Origin of the sequence: Streptomyces sp. NPDC012466 (assembly GCF_042955215.1) — a bacterium.
GTDB lineage: Bacteria > Actinomycetota > Actinomycetes > Streptomycetales > Streptomycetaceae > Streptomyces.
The window spans coordinates 201716-218633 of the sequence record NZ_JBIBEQ010000003.1 but is presented as its reverse complement, the minus strand read 5'-3'; the positions used below and the strand labels follow the sequence as shown (position 1 = coordinate 218633).

Below are 16918 nucleotides of genomic sequence, written 5' to 3'. Positions count from 1 at the left end.
CATACGGGGAGGGTCCCCGGGTCGTACGACCCGGGGACCCTCACAGCCCTGGCAGGAGCGACTGGTTGCGGCGCGTCAGCGCTCGACGTCACCCTTGATGAACTTCTCGACGTTCTCGCGGGCCTCGTCGTCGAAGTACTGCACGGGCGGGGACTTCATGAAGTAGCTCGACGCGGAGAGCACGGGACCGCCGATGCCGCGGTCCTTGGCGATCTTCGCGGCGCGCACGGCGTCGATGATGACGCCGGCGGAGTTCGGGGAGTCCCAGACCTCGAGCTTGTACTCCAGGTTCAGCGGGACGTCACCGAAGGCGCGGCCCTCGAGACGGACGTAGGCCCACTTGCGGTCGTCCAGCCAGGCGACGTAGTCGGACGGGCCGATGTGGACGTTGCCCTCGCCCAGTTCGCGGTCGCGGATCTGGGAGGTGACGGCCTGCGTCTTGGAGATCTTCTTCGACTCGAGACGGTCGCGCTCGAGCATGTTCTTGAAGTCCATGTTGCCGCCGACGTTCAGCTGCATCGTGCGGTCCAGGATGACGCCCCGGTCCTCGAACAGCTTGGCCATCACACGGTGCGTGATGGTGGCGCCCACCTGGGACTTGATGTCGTCACCGACGATCGGCACGCCCGCCTCGGTGAACTTGTCGGCCCACTCCTTGGTGCCGGCGATGAAGACCGGAAGGGCGTTGACGAAGGCGACCTTGGCGTCGATGGCGCACTGCGCGTAGAACTTCGCCGCGTCCTCGGAGCCGACGGGCAGGTAGCAGACGAGGACGTCGACCTGCTGGTCCTTGAGGACCTGGACGATGTCGACCGGCTCCTCGGCGGATTCCTCGATGGTCTCCCGGTAGTACTTGCCGAGGCCGTCGAGGGTGTGGCCGCGCTGCACCGTCACACCGGTGCTGGGTACGTCGCAGATCTTGATGGTGTTGTTCTCGGAGGCGCCGATGGCGTCCGCCAGGTCGAGGCCGACCTTCTTGGCGTCCACGTCGAACGCGGCGACGAACTCGACGTCGCGGACGTGGTAGTCGCCGAACTGGACGTGCATCAGGCCCGGCACCTTGGACGCCGGGTCGGCGTCCTTGTAGTACTCGACTCCCTGCACCAGCGATGCGGCACAGTTGCCCACACCGACGATGGCTACGCGAACCGAACCCATTCCGGTTGCTCCCTGTGTGTACGAGTGAGGCCCTGAACGGGCTCTCACGTGGCGGTGTCGTCGGGCGTATCCGGACGGGGGTCGTCCCCCGGCCGGGGCAGGCCGCCCGACGCTCCAGATGTGGTGTCACGCGAGTCGGTCTCCGCGGAGGCCGGACCCTTGAGGTCCCGCCCCGCCCGCTCGCTCTCGATCAGCTCGTTCAGCCAGCGCACCTCGCGCTCCACGGACTCCATCCCGTGGCGCTGGAGCTCGAGCGTGTAGTCGTCCAGGCGCTCCCGGGTCCGGGCCAGGGAAGCGCTCATCTTCTCCAGACGCTCCTCCAGCCGGCTGCGGCGGCCCTCCAGCACGCGCATGCGGACATCGCGTGAGGTCTGCCCGAAGAAGGCGAAACGGGCGGCGAAGGTCTCGTCCTCGTACGCGTCGGGCCCGGTCTGCGAGAGCAGCTGCTCGAAGTGCTCCTTACCCTCCGCCGTCAACCGGTAGACGATCTTGGCGCGGCGCCCCGCGAGGGGGGCGGCGAGGGCGTCCTCGGGGGTGCTCCCCGGTTCCTCGATCAACCAGCCGTTGGCGACCAGCGTCTTGAGGCAGGGGTAGAGCGTCCCGTAGCTGAACGCACGGAACACACCCAGCGACGTGTTGAGCCGCTTGCGCAGCTCATACCCGTGCATCGGAGATTCGCGGAGCAGACCGAGTACGGCGAACTCGAGGATGCCGGAACGCCGGCTCATCGTCGCCTCCTCTCGCCGCGGTGCGCATGCATCGGACCGATGTGTCGGCCCGATGTGTCGTGCTGATGTATCGACTCGATACATCAGCACGATAGAACGGCCATCCGGATGCGACAAGAGGGGGTCGGGTGAACGGGATCACATCACCGATTCGTCGGACGCGAGTTGCCTGATTTGAGGTGAAGTTCGGGGCTCGGCAGGTTTTGACGGTGCGTAGTCTGTGCGCCATGCACATCACCGGGAACCGAGTGACGCCTGAGAGCGTCGTCGTCCCCGGTGTAGTACGGGTGCATACGGGACCGATGAATGCGGAGCCGACCGCATCCGTACTTCGGGGGGACCGGAAACCAGCCGCCGTTTCCAGGCGCGCAAGGGTGCGCCTGCCCGAGGAGTAGTCGTTCGATGAGCGAGCACCGTCGCAAACCGCCGCAGCCGCAGGGAGGCGGACGTGCCGCGGCCCGACGCGGCCAGTCCGGCTCGTCCTCCGGCCGCCGTGCGGCACCGCGAGGCGCCACCGGGTCTCCGTCCGACTCCTATGGGTCGGACGCTTACGACTCAGGGGGTGAGGAGCGTCAGTACGGCGGCCGTGCCGAGGCCCGCCGTGCGGCGCAGAGAAGCACGGGTGGCAGCCGCCGCAGAGCGGCCGAACCGACCCGAGGTGGCCGGCGTGCCGGTCCCGGCGACCCGAACGGGCCCGGCCGGGGCAGGGGACGCGCGGCCGCCGTCCCCGACAAGAAACGGCTGATCGACTATCCGCGGGCCGGCAAGTACGGCTGGCAGCGCTGGATGCCGTCCTGGAGGCTCGTCTCCGGCCTGTGCATCGGATTCTTCGGCAGCCTCGTGGCCGTGGCGGGCATCGGCTACGCCATGGTGGGCGTCCCCAACGAGGAGAACGCCGCGGCCCTGTCGCAGAACAACGTCTACTACTGGGCCGACGGCAGCCAGATGGTCGCGGCGGGCAGCGGGCAGAACCGGCAGAACGTCACGATCGACCGGATCCCCAAGGCCATGCAGTGGGCGGTGATCTCGGCCGAGAACAAGAGCTTCTACCAGGACTCCGGCGTCGACCCCATGGGCATCGCCCGCGCCCTGGCGAACATGGCTCGAGGCGGTGACACGCAGGGCGGTTCGACGATCACCCAGCAGTTCGTCAAGAACACCTACCTGAGCCAGGAACAGACGGTCACCCGTAAGTTCAAGGAGATGTTCATCTCCATCAAGGTGGGCACGAAGGTCTCCAAGCCGGTGATCCTCCAGGGCTACCTGAACACCTCGTACTACGGCCGAGGCGCCTACGGCATCCAGGCCGCCGCCCAGGCCTACTACGGCAAGGAGGCGAAGGACCTCAACCCGAGTGAGTGCGCCTTCCTCGCCGCCCTGCTGAAGGGTCCGACGTACTACGACCCTGCCGGGAATGACGGCATCGACAAGACGGCCACCGCCGATGCCAACCGCAAGCGCTCCGAAGCCCGTTGGGCGTGGATCCTCGAGCAGATGCACAACGACAAGAGGATCACGGACGCGGAGTACCAGGAAGCGATCAAGAGGTACCCCATGCCCCAGGACCGCAAGGCGTCCAAGGGCATGAGCGGCCAGATCGGGTATCTGGTGGATACGGCCAAGAAGTACGTCCTGAACCACTCCAACATCTCCGAGAAGCAGTTCGACCTGGGCGGTTACCAGATCAAGACGACCTTCAAGAAGGACAACGTCGAGGCGCTGGCGAAGGCCGTCAAGAAGGTCGAGAAGCAGAAGCTCGACCCGGAGAAGCGTGAGCTGGACAAGCACGTCCAGTTCGGTGCGGCATCGGTGAAGCCCAAGGACGGCGCGATCGTCGCGCTCTACGGCGGTGCGGGCTTCGAGAACGGCCACTTCAACAACAACGCGGACACCTCGGGCGTCCCCGTCGGTTCGACGTGGAAGCCGTTCGTGCTCGCCGCGGCGATGGAGTACGGCACCTACCGGAGTGACGGAGTCGGTGTCTCGCCGCTCAGCAAGTACAACGGTAATGACGACTTGAAGGTCAGGAAGCCGGACGGCACCTATTACCTGCGCAAGGACAACTCGATCTTCCGGCAGCAGAACGAGAGCGACTACCCGTGGGGCTACATCACCCTGCGCAAGGCGATGGAGCAGTCGGTCAACACGCCGTTCGTGCAGCTTGGGGTCGACGTGGGCATGTCGCGGGTGCGGGAGGTCGCAAAGCGGTCCGGAATCCTGGACCAGAGCATGGTGCAGGAGCTCAACCCGTCGTTCGCGCTCGGTACGTCGACGCCCAGTGCGATCCGTATGGCCGACGCCTACGCGACGTTCGCAGCAGCGGGCAAGCAGGCCGCCCCGTACTCAGTGACCAGCGTCAAGTACAACGGTCAGGAAGTACAGGGCTTCAAAAAGCCGAGGGTCACGCGGGCGATCCCGGAGAACGTGGCCAACAACGTCACGAACGTCCTGGAGAACGTCATCCAGAACGGTACGGGCAAGAATGCGCTGTCCCTGGGCCGTACGGCGGCCGGCAAGACCGGTACCACCGACGAGAACAAGTCGGCCTGGTTCGTCGGCTACACCCAGCAGCTGTCGACCTCGGTCGCGATGTTCCGTGAGGACCCCAAGAGCGCCAAGCTGCTCTCCATGAACGGCACGGCCGGTGAGAAGTCCATCCACGGTGGTGACGTCCCGACGCTGGTGTGGACTGAGTACATGAAGGCCGCGCTCAAGGGCCAGTCCGACCCTGGGTTCCCCGAGGCCGAGGAGATCGGAGAGATCCAGCACGAGGCGGGTGCCCCGTCGCCGACACCGACGCCCAGTGCGGAGCCCAGTGAGACGGTGACCGAGTCGCCGAGTGCCACTCCCAGCGAGTCCCCGACGGAACCCTCACCTTCGCCGAGCGACACCTGTGGGTTTTTCGGGTGTGAGGAGGACGGTGGCGCGCAGAACGGCGGCACCGGCAACGGGGGCACAGACGGAGGGGCGTCCACCGAGCCCACGCCAACCGATACGAACCTGGATGGCGGCAACACCAGAGGCAATGGCAACGGAGGCATCTTCGGAGGCCCCGAGGGATAGCCGGAACGGTGCTTGACGATGAGTGGGCGCGATACGACCAAGTCGTATCGCGCCCACTCGCTTGTGCCGGAATCAGGACGCCGCACCAAATAGACGCGGGCTACCGCCGAGCTTCAGGAAGGATCCTTTGTCGATCCGGAAACCCACTTGGTGCAGTGGTCGATTCTCCTGTCCCCCTCGAACACGGCTGCCTGAATTCCGACGTCAAAGATGTTGCCGCCCTGGGCGACATAGCTGGGGAATTCTTTGTATGTTCCGTAGCCGTCGTAGTTGTGGTGCCACCCGAAGTACTTGTGCGTGTCGGCGTACTGAACGACGAGTCGAATCCGCACGTGGTGCTTGTCAGGGGCCTCGTCGTACAGCTTCATCGTCAGGCTGGGAATGCTCCGGTCGCCGTAATTCCATCCACTGGTAGAAACGGATCCGCTGGCGCCGGCCGGGCTCGTGAAGCAACTCGCATAGGCTTGTGCGGCAGCCTGGGACGGACTGGCCGTAAATCCGATGAGCAGTGCCGACGCAGTGGTGACCAGACCGAGTTTTGCTCTGTTTTTCACTTATCCCCCTTGTGTGGCGTGAATGACTTGGTCTCATGAAGCTAGCAGCACATAATAATTCCTTCAAGATCGATAAATTGACCATTGGGTGCAATGCGGGTCTTTTGTCTCGGGCGGGCCGAGGTAGCGGTTCGGACGGCCCGGCGTCGCCGTCGGACCCGTACGGCAGGATGGGTCCATGCCCAGTGCAGAATCGACGCAAGCGAGCGTCCATGAGCCGGACCCGGTGCGGCCGACCAAGGAGGACGAGGTCGCCGCGGCCGGCAGCGAGCTGATCGGCGGCCCGCTCGGGCGGCGTGCCCTGCTCGGGACGTCCTGGTGGACTCCCGTGCGGGTGATCGCGCTGGTGGCGATCGGCATGTTCGCCCTCGGCCTGGTCCAGAAGGCGCCCTGCTACAACGGTGCCTGGTTCTTCGGCGCGAGTTCCCAGTACACGCACGCCTGCTACTCGGACATCCCCCACCTCTACCAGGGGCGCGGCTTCGCCGACGGGCTCGTGCCGTACTTCGACCGGCTTCCCGGCGACATGCAGTACCTGGAGTACCCGGTTCTCACCGGTGTCTTCATGGAGGTCGCCTCCTGGCTCACGCCCGGCAGCGGCACCATCCAGTACCAGGAGCAGTGGTACTGGATGGTCAATGCCGGAATGCTCATGGTGTGTGCGTCGGTCATCGCCGTGTGCGTCACCCGTACCCACGCCCGGCGTCCCTGGGACGGCCTGCTGGTCGCCCTGGCGCCCGCCGCAGCCCTGACCGCCACCATCAACTGGGACCTGCTCGCGGTCGCTCTGACGGCCGCGGCGATGCTGATGTGGTCACGTGGCCGTTCCCTCGCTTTCGGCGTCCTGCTGGGGCTCGCCACGGCCGCCAAGCTCTACCCCTTCCTGCTCCTGGGGCCGCTGATGGTGCTGTGCTGGCGTGCGGGCAGGTGGCGTGAGTTCGGGACGGCTCTGGGCGGCGCGATCGTCGCGTGGGTCGTCGTGAACGGGCCGGTGATGCTCTTCGCCTTCGAAGGCTGGTCGAAGTTCTACACATTCAGCCAGGAGCGGGGCGTCGACTTCGGATCGTTCTGGCTGATCATGGCGCAGAACTCGGACGACCCGCTCAGCACCGACACCGTCAACACACTGGCCACGCTGCTGATGCTGGTGTGCTGTGCGGCTGTCGCGGTGCTAGGGCTGACCGCCCCGCGCCGCCCGCGGTTCGCCCAGCTCGTCTTCCTGATCGTGGCGGCGTTCATCCTCACCAACAAGGTCTACTCGCCGCAGTACGTCCTGTGGCTGGTGCCGCTGGCCGCTCTCGCCCGGCCGAAGTGGCGGGACTTCCTGATCTGGCAGGCCTGCGAGGTGGCGTACTTCCTGGGGATCTGGCTGTACCTCGCGTACACGACCAGCGGAGAGGCCCACAAGGGTCTTCCCACCGACGGCTACCACTGGGCCATCGGCCTGCATCTGCTGGGAACGCTGTACCTGTGTGTGATGGTCGTTCGGGACATCTTCATGCCGGAGCGGGATCCGGTGCGGCGGTCCGGTGACGACGACCCCTCGGGCGGCGTACTCGACAACGCCGAAGACATCTTCGTTCTCGGCCCCGCGGCCCGCGGCCGACGGCACATGACCGCCCAGTTCGACGGGCCGTCGGTCGAGTGGGGCAAGCCGGGCGCCCCGGACGGTTCGCTCTGAGCGAACAGCGCGGGATGCCGTAACCGGGACGCAGAAGGCCGTACACGGGAAGCCGTGTACGGCCTTCTTGCCACGAGGGATGCTGCGCTGCGAGGAATGCTGCGTCGCGCCGGTCAGCGGTCCATGAGCCGGTCGAACTGCGTGGTGGTGTGGCGCAGATGGGCCACGAGCTCATCGCCGACCTTCGGCTCCGGCGCGTCCGCCGGCACGAACAGGATCGAGACCTGCATGTGCGGCGGCTCCGCGAACCAGCGCTGCTTGCCACCCCAGACGAACGGGGAGAGGTTCCGGTTCACCGTCGCGAGGCCGGCCCGGGCGACGCCCTTGGCGCGCGGCATGACGCCGTGCAGCGCCTTGGGGGCCTCCAGACCCACCCCGTGCGACGTACCGCCCGCCACGACCACCAGGAAGCCGTCGGAGGCGGCCTTCTGCTGGCGGTAACCGAAGCGGTCGCCCTTGGCGACCCGCGTGACGTCCAGGACCGCGCCGCGGTACTCGGTGGCGTCGTGGTCCCCCAGCCACAGCCGCGTGCCGATGCGGGCCCGGAACCGGGTCTGCGGGAACTGCTGCTGGAGCCGGGCGAGTTCGTCGGCCTTGAGGTGGCTGACGAACATGGTGTGCAGGGGCAGCCGGGCGGCACGCAGCCGGTCCATCCAGCCGATGACCTCCTCGACGGCGTCCGAGCCGTCGGTGCGGTCCAGCGGCAGGTGGATGGCGAAGCCCTCCAGGCGGACGTTCTCGATGGCGGCGTGCAGCTGGGCCAGGTCCTGCTCGCTGATGCCGTGCCGCTTCATCGAGGACATCACCTCGATCACCACACGGGCGCCGACCAGGCCGTACACACCGTCTATCGACGAGACGGAGCGGATGACCCGGTCCGGCAGCGGCACCGGCTCCTCGCCGCGCCGGTAGGGCGTCAGCACCAGCAGGTCCCCGCCGAACCAGTCCTTGATCCGGGCGGCCTCATAGGTCGTGCCGACGGCGAGGACGTCCGAGCCCAGCCGTGTGGCCTCCTCCGCCAGCCGCTCGTGCCCGAAACCGTAGCCGTTGCCCTTGCAGACCGGCACGAGGCCCGGGAACTGCTCCTGCACGTGCTTGTGGTGCGCACGCCAGCGCGCGGTGTCGACGTAGAGCGTGAGCGCCATGGCCGGACCTGGAACCTTTCTCGTGGTCGCCGTGTATCAGCGGTTGCCGTGTGTCAGAGGTATAGAAGCACTGAACGGGACATCAACGACGCGACATGTAGATGTCGAGCGCCTTGTGCAGCAGCTTGTTCAACGGGAAGTCCCACTCGCCGAGGTACTCGGCCGCCTGGCCGCCGGTACCCACCTTGAACTGGATCAGACCGAAGAGGTGGTCGGTCTCGTCCAGCGAGTCGGAGATGCCCCGCAGGTCGTAGACGGTGGCGCCGAGCGCGTAGGCGTCGCGCAGCATCCGCCACTGCATCGCGTTCGAGGGCCGGACCTCGCGGCCGATGTTGTCGGAGGCGCCGTAGGAGTACCAGACGTGTCCGCCGACGATCAGCATCGTCGCGGCCGACAGGTTCACGCCGTCGTGACGGGCGAAGTACAGCCGCATGCGGTTGGGGTCCTCGGTGTTGAGGGCCGTCCACATGCGCTGGAAGTACGACAGCGGGCGCGGTCGGAAGTGGTCGCGCACGGCCGTGATCTCGTACAGCCGCTGCCATTCCTCGAGGTCCTGGTAACCGCCCTGGACGACCTCGACGCCGGCCTTCTCGGCCTTCTTGATGTTGCGGCGCCACAGTTGGTTGAAGTTCTTGTGGACCTCTTCCAGGGAGCGGTTCGCCAGCGGCACCTGGTACACGTAACGGGGCTGGACGTCGCCGAAGCCGGCGCCGCCGTCCTCACCCTGCTGCCAGCCCATGCGGCGCAGCTTGTCGGCGACCTCGAAGGCACGCGGCTCGATGTGGTCTGCCTCGATGTCCCGCAGGCGCTTGACGTCGGGGTTCTGGATGCCCTGCTTGATGGAGGGGGCCTCCCAGCGCCGGATGATCACCGGCGGGCCCATCTTCACGGAGAAGGCGCCCTGCTGCTTCAGGTGCGCCAGCATCGGCTCGAGCCACTCCTGCAGATTCGGCGCGAACCAGTTGATGACCGGGCCCTCGGGCAGATAGGCGAGGTAACGCTTGATCTTGGGAAGCTGCCGGTAGAGGACCAGGCCGGCACCGACCATCTCGCCGGTGCGGTCGTCGAACCATCCGAGGTTCTCGGAGCGCCACTCCGCCTTGACATCAGCCCAGGCCGGGACCTGCATGTGGCTCGCCGACGGCAGGCTCTGGATGTATGCCAGATGCTGCTCGCGACTGATGGTCCTCAGGGTCAGGCTCATTCGGGGCGCTCCTCGGGCTGGTGTGTCCCCATGGGTTCAGGGGCTCCGGCTCTCGCGCGAAGCCTACTGCGCCTTGGGAGCGCGCCGGTTGGGCGTACGGGACCTTCGCCCCGGCCCGAGGCCGGCCGGGGCGTGAGCGATGTTCGGGAGGGGGTGCCCTGGCGTCAGCCGATGAGGCCGCCGTGCGCCATGCCCAGGAAGAACCCGACACCCGAGGCGCCCAGGCCCAGGATCAGGCCGAAGCGTTCCCGGGTCGTCTCGGAGATCCACTGGCCGTACGCGCCCGTGAGGATGCCCACGAGGCCGGCCCAGGAGCTGAGCAGATGCAGGTCTTCGTCGATGATCGCCGTGAGGAACGACATGAGGCCCAGGACCAGGGTCACCGCGAGCAGGGCGTCCTGGAGGGGATGGGGCTTGCCGTCCGTGGCGAAGAGGCCGCCGGCGGTGTTGGGTCGCAATGCCTGTGCCATAGGGCACCTCCTGCGAAAGTCGGCGCATCGTAGCGCCATACACACCCGATGTGTACAGATTGGCTGCCCTGGCGGCCGGATTTCAACCGCAAGCCGCTGTGCGGGTACTCTGTACCGTCCGCACCGGTGTCTGCCCATGTCATGGCAGGGGCTCCTCATCAGAACCCCCGACTGTCAGTGGTGGCCGATACCGTTGCCTACGCATCACAACCCTCCTGCCACGGAACGACCGTGGCCGCTGAGTCCAAAGGAGGTGGGTTCCACATGCGTCACTACGAGGTGATGGTCATCCTCGACCCCGAGGTCGAGGAGCGTGCTGTCTCTCCGCTGATCGAGAACTTCCTCTCTGTCGTCCGTGACGGCGGCGGAAAGGTCGAGAAGGTCGACACCTGGGGCCGTCGTCGTCTCGCGTACGAGATCAAGAAGAAGCCCGAGGGCATCTACTCGGTCATCGACCTGCAGGCCGAGCCTGCGGTCGTCAAGGAGCTCGACCGCCAGATGAACCTGAACGAGTCGGTCCTCCGGACCAAGGTCCTCCGTCCCGAGATGCACTGAGCCTCCGGCTCAGCTGATCCCGGGATTCGAGTAGCAAGCAGCCAGAGCAAACCCGCCGAGAGGTTCCCCCATGGCAGGCGAGACCGTCATCACGGTCGTCGGCAATCTTGTCGACGACCCCGAGCTGCGCTTCACCCCCTCCGGTGCGGCGGTCGCGAAGTTCCGTGTCGCGTCCACCCCCCGCACCTTCGACCGCCAGACGAACGAGTGGAAGGACGGCGAGAGCCTCTTTCTGACCTGCTCGGTCTGGCGTCAGGCGGCGGAGAACGTCGCGGAGTCGCTCCAGCGAGGCATGCGCGTCATCGTGCAGGGCCGGCTGAAGCAGCGGTCCTACGAGGACCGTGAGGGCGTCAAGCGCACGGTCTACGAGCTGGACGTCGAGGAAGTCGGCGCCAGCCTGCGCAACGCCACGGCCAAGGTCACCAAGACCAGTGGTCGAGGTGGCCAGGGCGGCTTCAGCGGCGGTGGTGGCGGCGGCGCCCAGGGTGGCGGCGGCTGGGGCGGCGGCTCCGGTGGCGGCCAGCAGGGCGGCGGCGCTCCCGCCGACGACCCGTGGGCGACCGGCGCTCCCGCCGGTGGCAACCAGGGCGGTGGCGGCGGCTGGGGTGGAAACTCCGGCGGCGGCGGTGGCGGCGGCTACTCGGACGAGCCCCCCTTCTAGGGGTGGGTTCGCACTCACACTTCTTGATCACACAGGAGAAACACCATGGCTAAGCCGCCTGTGCGCAAGCCGAAGAAGAAGGTCTGCGCTTTCTGCAAGGACAAGGTCACGTACGTGGACTACAAGGACACGAACATGCTGCGGAAGTTCATTTCCGACCGCGGCAAGATCCGTGCCCGCCGCGTGACCGGCAACTGCACCCAGCACCAGCGTGACGTCGCCACGGCCGTGAAGAACAGCCGTGAGATGGCGCTGCTGCCCTACACCTCCACCGCGCGATAAGGGAAGGGTGACCGACTCATGAAGATCATCCTCACCCACGAGGTCTCCGGCCTCGGTGCCGCGGGCGACGTCGTTGACGTCAAGGACGGTTACGCTCGCAACTACCTGATCCCGCGGAATTTCGCTATCCGCTGGACCAAGGGTGGCGAGAAGGACGTCGAGCAGATCCGTCGTGCTCGCAAGATCCACGAGATCCAGACCATCGAGCAGGCCAACTCTGTGAAGGCCCAGCTCGAGGGCGTCAAGGTCCGTCTGGCCGTTCGCTCCGGCGACGCCGGTCGGCTCTTCGGTTCCGTCACGCCGGCCGACATCGCTTCGGCGATCAAGGCCTCCGGTGGTCCCGAGGTCGACAAGCGCCGCATCGAGCTCGGCTCGCCGATCAAGACGCTGGGCGCTCACGAGACGTCCGTGCGTCTGCACCCCGAGGTTGCCGCCAAGGTCAACATCGAGGTCGTCGCGGCCTGAGTGCCGCCCTTGCTGAAGCAGTAAGCGAAGGGGGCCGCACCCTGCGGGGTGCGGCCCCCTTCGTGTCTGCCGGGTGTCTGTCGGCTGAAACGGCGTCCGTGTTTCACGTGAAACACCGCGTTCTGTGGACCTCGTCGTGTTTCACGTGAAACAGGCAGCGTTTCACGTGAAACGGTCAGCGGGTCGCGCCCGTCACGATCCAGCGCCCCGAGCGGGCGCGGAGCCATAGCGTCAGCATCCGTACGGTCATCATCAGCGTCATCGTGGCCCAGAGGGCGGTCAGCCCACCGCCCAGTACCGGGACCAGTAGAGCGACCGGCGTGAAGATCGCCAGGGTGAGCAGCATGGCCCAGGCGAGGTAAGGTCCGTCGCCAGCACCCATCAGCACTCCGTCCAGAACGAAGACGATGCCGGAGATCGGCTGGGAGAGGGCGACGATGATCAGTGCGGGCAGCGCCACGTCCTTGACCGCTGGGTCACTGGTGAACAGGGGCAGGAACGCCGGCCGGGTGATGACCACCAGCGCCCCGAGGACGACGCCGACGGTGATGCCCCACTCCACCATGCGACGGCACGCGTCCCGGGCGCCTTGGGCGTCACCGGCTCCGAGGTAGCGCCCGATGATGGCCTGCCCCGCGATGGCGATGGCATCAAGGGCGAAGGCCAGCAGGCTCCACAGGGAGAGGATGATCTGGTGGGCGGCGATGTCGGCATCTCCGAGGCGGGCGGCGATCGCCGTGGCGATCATCAGGATCGCCCGCAGGGAGAGGGTCCGGACCAGGAGGGGGACACCGGCTTGCGCGGAGGCCCTGATCCCGGCGGCGTCCGGACGCAGCGAAGCGCCGTGTTTGCGGGCTCCTCGTAGCACCACCGCGAGGTAGACCGCCGCCATGCCGCACTGGGCGATGACGGTTCCCCATGCGGAACCGGCGATCCCCAGGTCGGCGCCGTAGACCAGCCCGACGTTGAGGACACCGTTGGCGATGAAGCCCGCGATGGCGACGTAGAGCGGGGTCTTCGTGTCCTGCAGGCCACGCAGCACGCCGGTCGCGGCGAGCACGACGAGCATCGCCGGTATGCCGAGCACGGAGATGCGCAGATACGTGGTCGCGTAGGGAGCTGCCGCATCCGAGGCACCGAAGAGGTCCACGAGGTGCGGCGCCGTCGGGAGGGCGACGGCGACGACGGCAGCACCGAGGAGCAGGGCCAGCCAGATGCCGTCCATGCCCTGCCGGATGGCGGCCTGGAGGTCGCCCGCGCCGACTCGGCGGGCAACCGCCGCTGTGGTGGCGTAGGCGAGGAAGACGAAGACGCTGACGGCGGTCATCAGAAGGGCCGAGGCGACGCCGAGGCCGGCGAGTTGGGCTGTGCCCAGATGGCCCACGATCGCGGTGTCGGCCATGAGGAAGAGGGGCTCGGCGACGAGGGCGCCGAAGGCCGGCACAGCCAGTGCGACGATCTCTCGGTCGTGCTGTCTCCGGCCGGGTCGGCGGCGCGCGGGGGCCTGTGTCATGCGCACCAATCTAATCGTCCACAGGTAAGTGATGCAAAGCTTTTGTGACCCTTACTTTCCGTCTCGGTGTGCGCACTGCTGTGCACTGTTCGAGACGATCTTGCGCCGGTTGGGAAAGTTTTTCTTCTGCACAGCCGGTGGACGGTAAAGCAGCAGGTCAGACGGGTTTGGCTTGGCGGTCCCGCTGCTTGTTCACAGGCCTGTCCACCGGCTCGTGCACAGGTTTCGAGGAGTTCTCCACAGCATCTGGGCCGTCGTCCACATGGCCTGTGGATAACCAGATTGGCTGACGGTGCCGAGAGGCCTACGGTGGTCCGGCGCCCGCTCCGTCCGCCAGTTTTCAAAACGTCACAAAACCGGCGCGTACCAACCGGAGTTGGGCCTCTTATTTGTCAGTGCCGTGCCGTAGAACAGAGAGGCACGGCTAGGTCTGCTTCGGCGGACGGGAGGAGGTGGCTCGGTGAGCATTTCCGAGCCCTTGGACGACCCGTGGGCCGACAGCGGTCCCAGTGATCGTCTGCCCGCCTCCCGCCGGCGCGGAGACGGAGGCCGGGGCCGCGACGAACAGCACGAGCGCGGCAGGGACAGCGGGTCGTGGGACAGCGGATCGGCCCCGTCGTTCGAGCGGGTACCGCCGCAGGACATCGACGCCGAGCAATCCGTCCTCGGCGGCATGCTCCTGTCCAAGGACGCCATCGCCGACGTCGTCGAGATCCTCAAGGGCCACGACTTCTACAAGCCGGCCCACGAGACGATCTACCAGGCCGTCCTCGACGTCTACGCCAAGGGCGAGCCGGCGGACCCCATCACGATCGCGGCCGAGCTCACCAAACGCGGCGAGATCAACAAGGTCGGCGGGGCGTCGTATCTGCACACCCTCGTCCAGACGGTGCCCACGGCGGCCAACGCCGCGTACTACGCGGAGATCGTCCACGAACGGGCCGTGCTGCGCCGCCTGGTCGAGGCCGGTACCCGCATCACACAGATGGGATACGCGGCCGACGACGATGTCGACGAGATCGTCAACCGGGCCCAAGCGGAGATCTACGCGGTCACCGAGCAGCGGACCAGTGAGGACTACCTGCCGCTCGGCGACATCATGGAAGGCGCGCTCGACGAGATCGAGGCGATCGGCTCGCGCAGCGGCGAGATGACCGGTGTGCCCACCGGGTTCACGGACTTCGACTCGCTCACCAACGGCCTGCATCCGGGCCAGATGATCGTCATCGCGGCGCGCCCGGCTATGGGTAAGTCCACGCTCGCGCTGGACTTCGCGCGGGCCTGCTCGATCAAGAACAACCTGCCGAGTGTGATCTTCTCGCTCGAGATGGGGCGCAACGAGATCGCGATGCGTCTGCTGTCCGCCGAGGCCCGGGTCGCCCTCCACCACATGCGGTCCGGGACGATGACGGACGAGGACTGGACGCGCCTGGCCCGACGGATGCCCGACGTCTCCGCGGCCCCGCTCTACATCGACGACTCGCCGAACCTGTCGATGATGGAGATCCGTGCCAAGTGCCGTCGCCTCAAGCAGCGCAACGACCTCAGGCTGGTCGTCATCGACTACCTCCAACTGATGCAGTCGGGTGGCTCCAAGCGGGCAGAGAGCCGTCAGCAGGAGGTCTCGGACATGTCCCGTAACCTCAAGCTGCTGGCCAAGGAGTTGGAGATCCCGGTCATCGCCCTCTCCCAGCTGAACCGTGGTCCCGAGCAGCGCACGGACAAGAAGCCGATGGTGTCCGACCTGCGTGAGTCCGGTTCCATCGAGCAGGACGCCGACATGGTCATCCTGCTGCACCGCGAGGACGCCTACGAGAAGGAGTCACCGCGTGCCGGCGAGGCCGACCTGATCGTGGCCAAGCACCGAAACGGCCCGACGGCGACCATCACGGTCGCCTTCCAGGGGCACTACTCGCGGTTCGTGGACATGGCGCAGACCTGATCCGCCCCCGCCTCACAGGCCCCCCCAAATGTGCTCGACGAGGGGCTGCCCGGCCAGGTGGACTGGGTCCATGACGACATCTCAGGGAGAACTGCTCCCCGGCACACGTCGCGCTCTGCTGCACCGGATCGCCGTCGCGCAGGCCGAGGGGCGGGCTCCGTCGCTCGTCGCGGCCGTCGTGCGGGACGGGACGACGGTGTGGACGGGCGCGCGGACCTCGGTGGAAGGCCACGCGCCGGACGACAACGTGCAGTACCGGATCGGTTCGATCACCAAGACCTTCACGGCGGTTCTGGTGTTGCGGCTGCGCGACGAGGGCGCGATCGACCTCGGGGATCCGCTGGAGAAACACCTGCCGGGCACCGGAGTGGGAGAGGCGACCGTCGCCGAACTGCTTGCCCACACAGGGGGGTTGGCGGCCGAGACACCGGGCCCTTGGTGGGAGCGGAGCCCAGGATCCCTGCGTCCCGAACTCGCCCATGTCCTGGGTGAGCGGCCCCTGCTGACCCCGCCAGGCCGCCGGTTCCACTACTCGAACCCGGGCTATGCGCTGCTCGGCGCACTGATCGAGAAGCTCCGCGGGGCGCCATGGGAGGAGGTCCTTCGGCGTGAAGTACTCGAACCTCTGGGGCTGCACCGCACGAGCGTGCGGCCGCAGGCGCCCCATGCGGGTGGCTGGGCCGTGCATCCCTGGGCCGACGCGATGCTTCCCGAGCCCACCGAGGATCTGGGCCGCATGGCGCCGGCCGGTCAACTCTGGTCGACCGCGGCGGACTTGGCGCGGTTCGCGGTCTTCCTGGTCAACGGCGACGAACGGGTCCTGAGCGCCGAGTCGCTGCGGGAGATGAGGACGCCAGCCGCGTCCCACGAGGCGGCGGACGTGGCGAGCGGCTACGCCTACTGCCTGGGCATGGAGATCCGGCGGCGGAACGGACGGTCCCTCGTCGGCCACACCGGTTCGCTGCCCGGCTTCCTCGCCTGCCTCATGATCAGCGTCGAGGACGACGTGGCGGCGATCGCCCTGGCCAATGCCACGTCCGGGCCGATGCTGTTCCCCGTCGCCGCGGACCTGGTCCGTATCGTCGCCGAGGCGGAGCCACGCATCCCCGCACCGTGGCAGCCGCTGAACGAGGTCGACCCGTCGCTGCTGGAGTTGACGGGTGCGTGGTACTGGGGGACGCACGCTTTCGCTCTGCGGCTTACGTCCGACGGGCTCGTCTCCCTGGGGCCGTTGTCCGGCGGCGGCCGTCGCTCAAGGTTCCGTCCGAACGGTGACGGCACCTGGACAGGGCTGGAGGGCTACTACGCCGGCGAGCTCCTGAAGGCCGTGCGGCGGCCGGACGGGTCCGTGAGCCACCTGGACCTCGGCTCGTTCATGTTCACGCGCCGACCGTATGACGAGGGTGCTCCTGTGCCGGGTGGTGTCGATCCCGAAGGATGGCGCGGCATCGGTTAGGTGGTGATACGTGCGGGCGCCCTGTTTCACGTGAAACAAGG

15 protein-coding genes are annotated in these 16918 nt (G+C 67.1%); 8 read left to right on the top strand and 7 right to left on the bottom strand.

Features of this window, described 5'->3' with window-relative positions:
• Positions 1–75 precede the first annotated feature (75 nt).
• A complete protein-coding gene (locus ACFY9E_RS13370; RefSeq protein WP_390982533.1) occupies positions 76–1158 on the bottom strand; it encodes an inositol-3-phosphate synthase in 1083 nt (360 codons plus the stop codon).
• Between the two features lie 44 nt (positions 1159–1202).
• A complete protein-coding gene (locus ACFY9E_RS13365; protein WP_390982530.1) occupies positions 1203–1886 on the bottom strand; it encodes a helix-turn-helix transcriptional regulator in 684 nt (227 codons plus the stop codon).
• A 402-nt stretch (positions 1887–2288) separates the two neighbouring features.
• Here ACFY9E_RS13365 and ACFY9E_RS13360 point away from each other — a divergent pair, with 402 nt between their 5' ends.
• Positions 2289–4949 carry a transglycosylase domain-containing protein gene (locus ACFY9E_RS13360; RefSeq protein WP_390982527.1) on the top strand — a complete coding sequence of 887 codons (2661 nt, stop codon included), beginning with the start codon at positions 2289–2291 and terminating at the stop codon, positions 4947–4949.
• 113 nt (positions 4950–5062) lie between these two features.
• On the opposite strand, the gene ACFY9E_RS13355 is transcribed toward ACFY9E_RS13360, so the two are convergent.
• Positions 5063–5503 (bottom strand): hypothetical protein, encoded by a 441-nt coding sequence (locus ACFY9E_RS13355; protein ID WP_390982524.1) that lies wholly within the window; start codon positions 5501–5503, stop codon positions 5063–5065.
• Between the two features lie 178 nt (positions 5504–5681).
• Between ACFY9E_RS13355 and ACFY9E_RS13350 the strand changes: the two genes are divergently transcribed.
• Positions 5682–7184 carry a glycosyltransferase 87 family protein gene (locus ACFY9E_RS13350; RefSeq protein WP_390982521.1) on the top strand — a complete coding sequence of 501 codons (1503 nt, stop codon included), beginning with the start codon at positions 5682–5684 and terminating at the stop codon, positions 7182–7184.
• Between the two features lie 113 nt (positions 7185–7297).
• Here ACFY9E_RS13350 and ACFY9E_RS13345 read toward each other — a convergent pair whose 3' ends face one another.
• The 3 genes from ACFY9E_RS13345 to ACFY9E_RS13335 all read right to left on the bottom strand — a co-directional run bounded on the left by ACFY9E_RS13345 (position 7298) and on the right by ACFY9E_RS13335 (position 10003).
• On the bottom strand, positions 7298–8329 hold the full coding sequence (locus ACFY9E_RS13345) for an alanine racemase (RefSeq protein WP_390982518.1): 1032 nt from the start codon (positions 8327–8329) through the stop codon (positions 7298–7300).
• Between the two features lie 82 nt (positions 8330–8411).
• Entirely contained in the window at positions 8412–9533 is a 1122-nt protein-coding gene (femX, locus tag ACFY9E_RS13340; RefSeq protein ID WP_388318867.1) for a peptidoglycan bridge formation glycyltransferase FemX, read from the bottom strand.
• A 164-nt stretch (positions 9534–9697) separates the two neighbouring features.
• Entirely contained in the window at positions 9698–10003 is a 306-nt protein-coding gene (locus tag ACFY9E_RS13335; protein ID WP_389963202.1) for a hypothetical protein, read from the bottom strand.
• Positions 10004–10267: 264 nt separating this feature from the next.
• Between ACFY9E_RS13335 and rpsF the strand changes: the two genes are divergently transcribed.
• The 4 genes from rpsF (at position 10268) to rplI (ending at position 11966) form a co-directional block, all read left to right on the top strand.
• Entirely contained in the window at positions 10268–10558 is a 291-nt protein-coding gene (gene rpsF / locus ACFY9E_RS13330) for a 30S ribosomal protein S6 (protein WP_104779105.1), read from the top strand.
• Positions 10559–10628: 70 nt separating this feature from the next.
• Positions 10629–11219 (top strand): single-stranded DNA-binding protein, encoded by a 591-nt coding sequence (locus ACFY9E_RS13325; RefSeq protein WP_390982513.1) that lies wholly within the window; start codon positions 10629–10631, stop codon positions 11217–11219.
• Between the two features lie 45 nt (positions 11220–11264).
• Positions 11265–11501, top strand: coding sequence for a 30S ribosomal protein S18 (rpsR, locus tag ACFY9E_RS13320; protein WP_003949403.1), 237 nt, complete (start codon positions 11265–11267; stop codon positions 11499–11501).
• An 18-nt stretch (positions 11502–11519) separates the two neighbouring features.
• The gene (rplI, locus tag ACFY9E_RS13315) at positions 11520–11966 is read left to right on the top strand and encodes a 50S ribosomal protein L9 (RefSeq protein WP_390982508.1); all 447 of its coding nucleotides are present in this window, start codon (positions 11520–11522) and stop codon (positions 11964–11966) included.
• 175 nt (positions 11967–12141) lie between these two features.
• Here rplI and ACFY9E_RS13310 read toward each other — a convergent pair whose 3' ends face one another.
• Positions 12142–13479 carry an MATE family efflux transporter gene (locus ACFY9E_RS13310; RefSeq protein WP_390982505.1) on the bottom strand — a complete coding sequence of 446 codons (1338 nt, stop codon included), beginning with the start codon at positions 13477–13479 and terminating at the stop codon, positions 12142–12144.
• A gap of 460 nt (positions 13480–13939) precedes the next feature.
• Here ACFY9E_RS13310 and dnaB point away from each other — a divergent pair, with 460 nt between their 5' ends.
• On the top strand, positions 13940–15421 hold the full coding sequence (dnaB, locus tag ACFY9E_RS13305; protein WP_390982502.1) for a replicative DNA helicase: 1482 nt from the start codon (positions 13940–13942) through the stop codon (positions 15419–15421).
• Between the two features lie 70 nt (positions 15422–15491).
• Positions 15492–16877, top strand: coding sequence for a serine hydrolase (locus tag ACFY9E_RS13300; protein ID WP_390982499.1), 1386 nt, complete (start codon positions 15492–15494; stop codon positions 16875–16877).
• Positions 16878–16918 lie beyond the last annotated feature (41 nt).

Bases quoted from the DNA above. Each gene is read 5' to 3' on its own strand.
- ACFY9E_RS13370 (WP_390982533.1), bottom strand. From the start codon at position 1,158: ATGGGTTCGGTTCGCGTAGCCATCGTCGGTGTGGGCAACTGTGCCGCA.
- ACFY9E_RS13365 (WP_390982530.1), bottom strand. From the start codon at position 1,886: ATGAGCCGGCGTTCCGGCATCCTCGAGTTCGCCGTACTCGGTCTGCTC.
- ACFY9E_RS13360 (WP_390982527.1), top strand. From the start codon at position 2,289: ATGAGCGAGCACCGTCGCAAACCGCCGCAGCCGCAGGGAGGCGGACGT.
- ACFY9E_RS13350 (WP_390982521.1), top strand. From the start codon at position 5,682: ATGCCCAGTGCAGAATCGACGCAAGCGAGCGTCCATGAGCCGGACCCG.
- ACFY9E_RS13345 (WP_390982518.1), bottom strand. From the start codon at position 8,329: ATGGCGCTCACGCTCTACGTCGACACCGCGCGCTGGCGTGCGCACCAC.
- femX (WP_388318867.1), bottom strand. From the start codon at position 9,533: ATGAGCCTGACCCTGAGGACCATCAGTCGCGAGCAGCATCTGGCATAC.
- ACFY9E_RS13335 (WP_389963202.1), bottom strand. From the start codon at position 10,003: ATGGCACAGGCATTGCGACCCAACACCGCCGGCGGCCTCTTCGCCACG.
- rpsF (WP_104779105.1), top strand. From the start codon at position 10,268: ATGCGTCACTACGAGGTGATGGTCATCCTCGACCCCGAGGTCGAGGAG.
- ACFY9E_RS13325 (WP_390982513.1), top strand. From the start codon at position 10,629: ATGGCAGGCGAGACCGTCATCACGGTCGTCGGCAATCTTGTCGACGAC.
- rpsR (WP_003949403.1), top strand. From the start codon at position 11,265: ATGGCTAAGCCGCCTGTGCGCAAGCCGAAGAAGAAGGTCTGCGCTTTC.
- rplI (WP_390982508.1), top strand. From the start codon at position 11,520: ATGAAGATCATCCTCACCCACGAGGTCTCCGGCCTCGGTGCCGCGGGC.
- ACFY9E_RS13310 (WP_390982505.1), bottom strand. From the start codon at position 13,479: ATGACACAGGCCCCCGCGCGCCGCCGACCCGGCCGGAGACAGCACGAC.
- ACFY9E_RS13300 (WP_390982499.1), top strand. From the start codon at position 15,492: ATGACGACATCTCAGGGAGAACTGCTCCCCGGCACACGTCGCGCTCTG.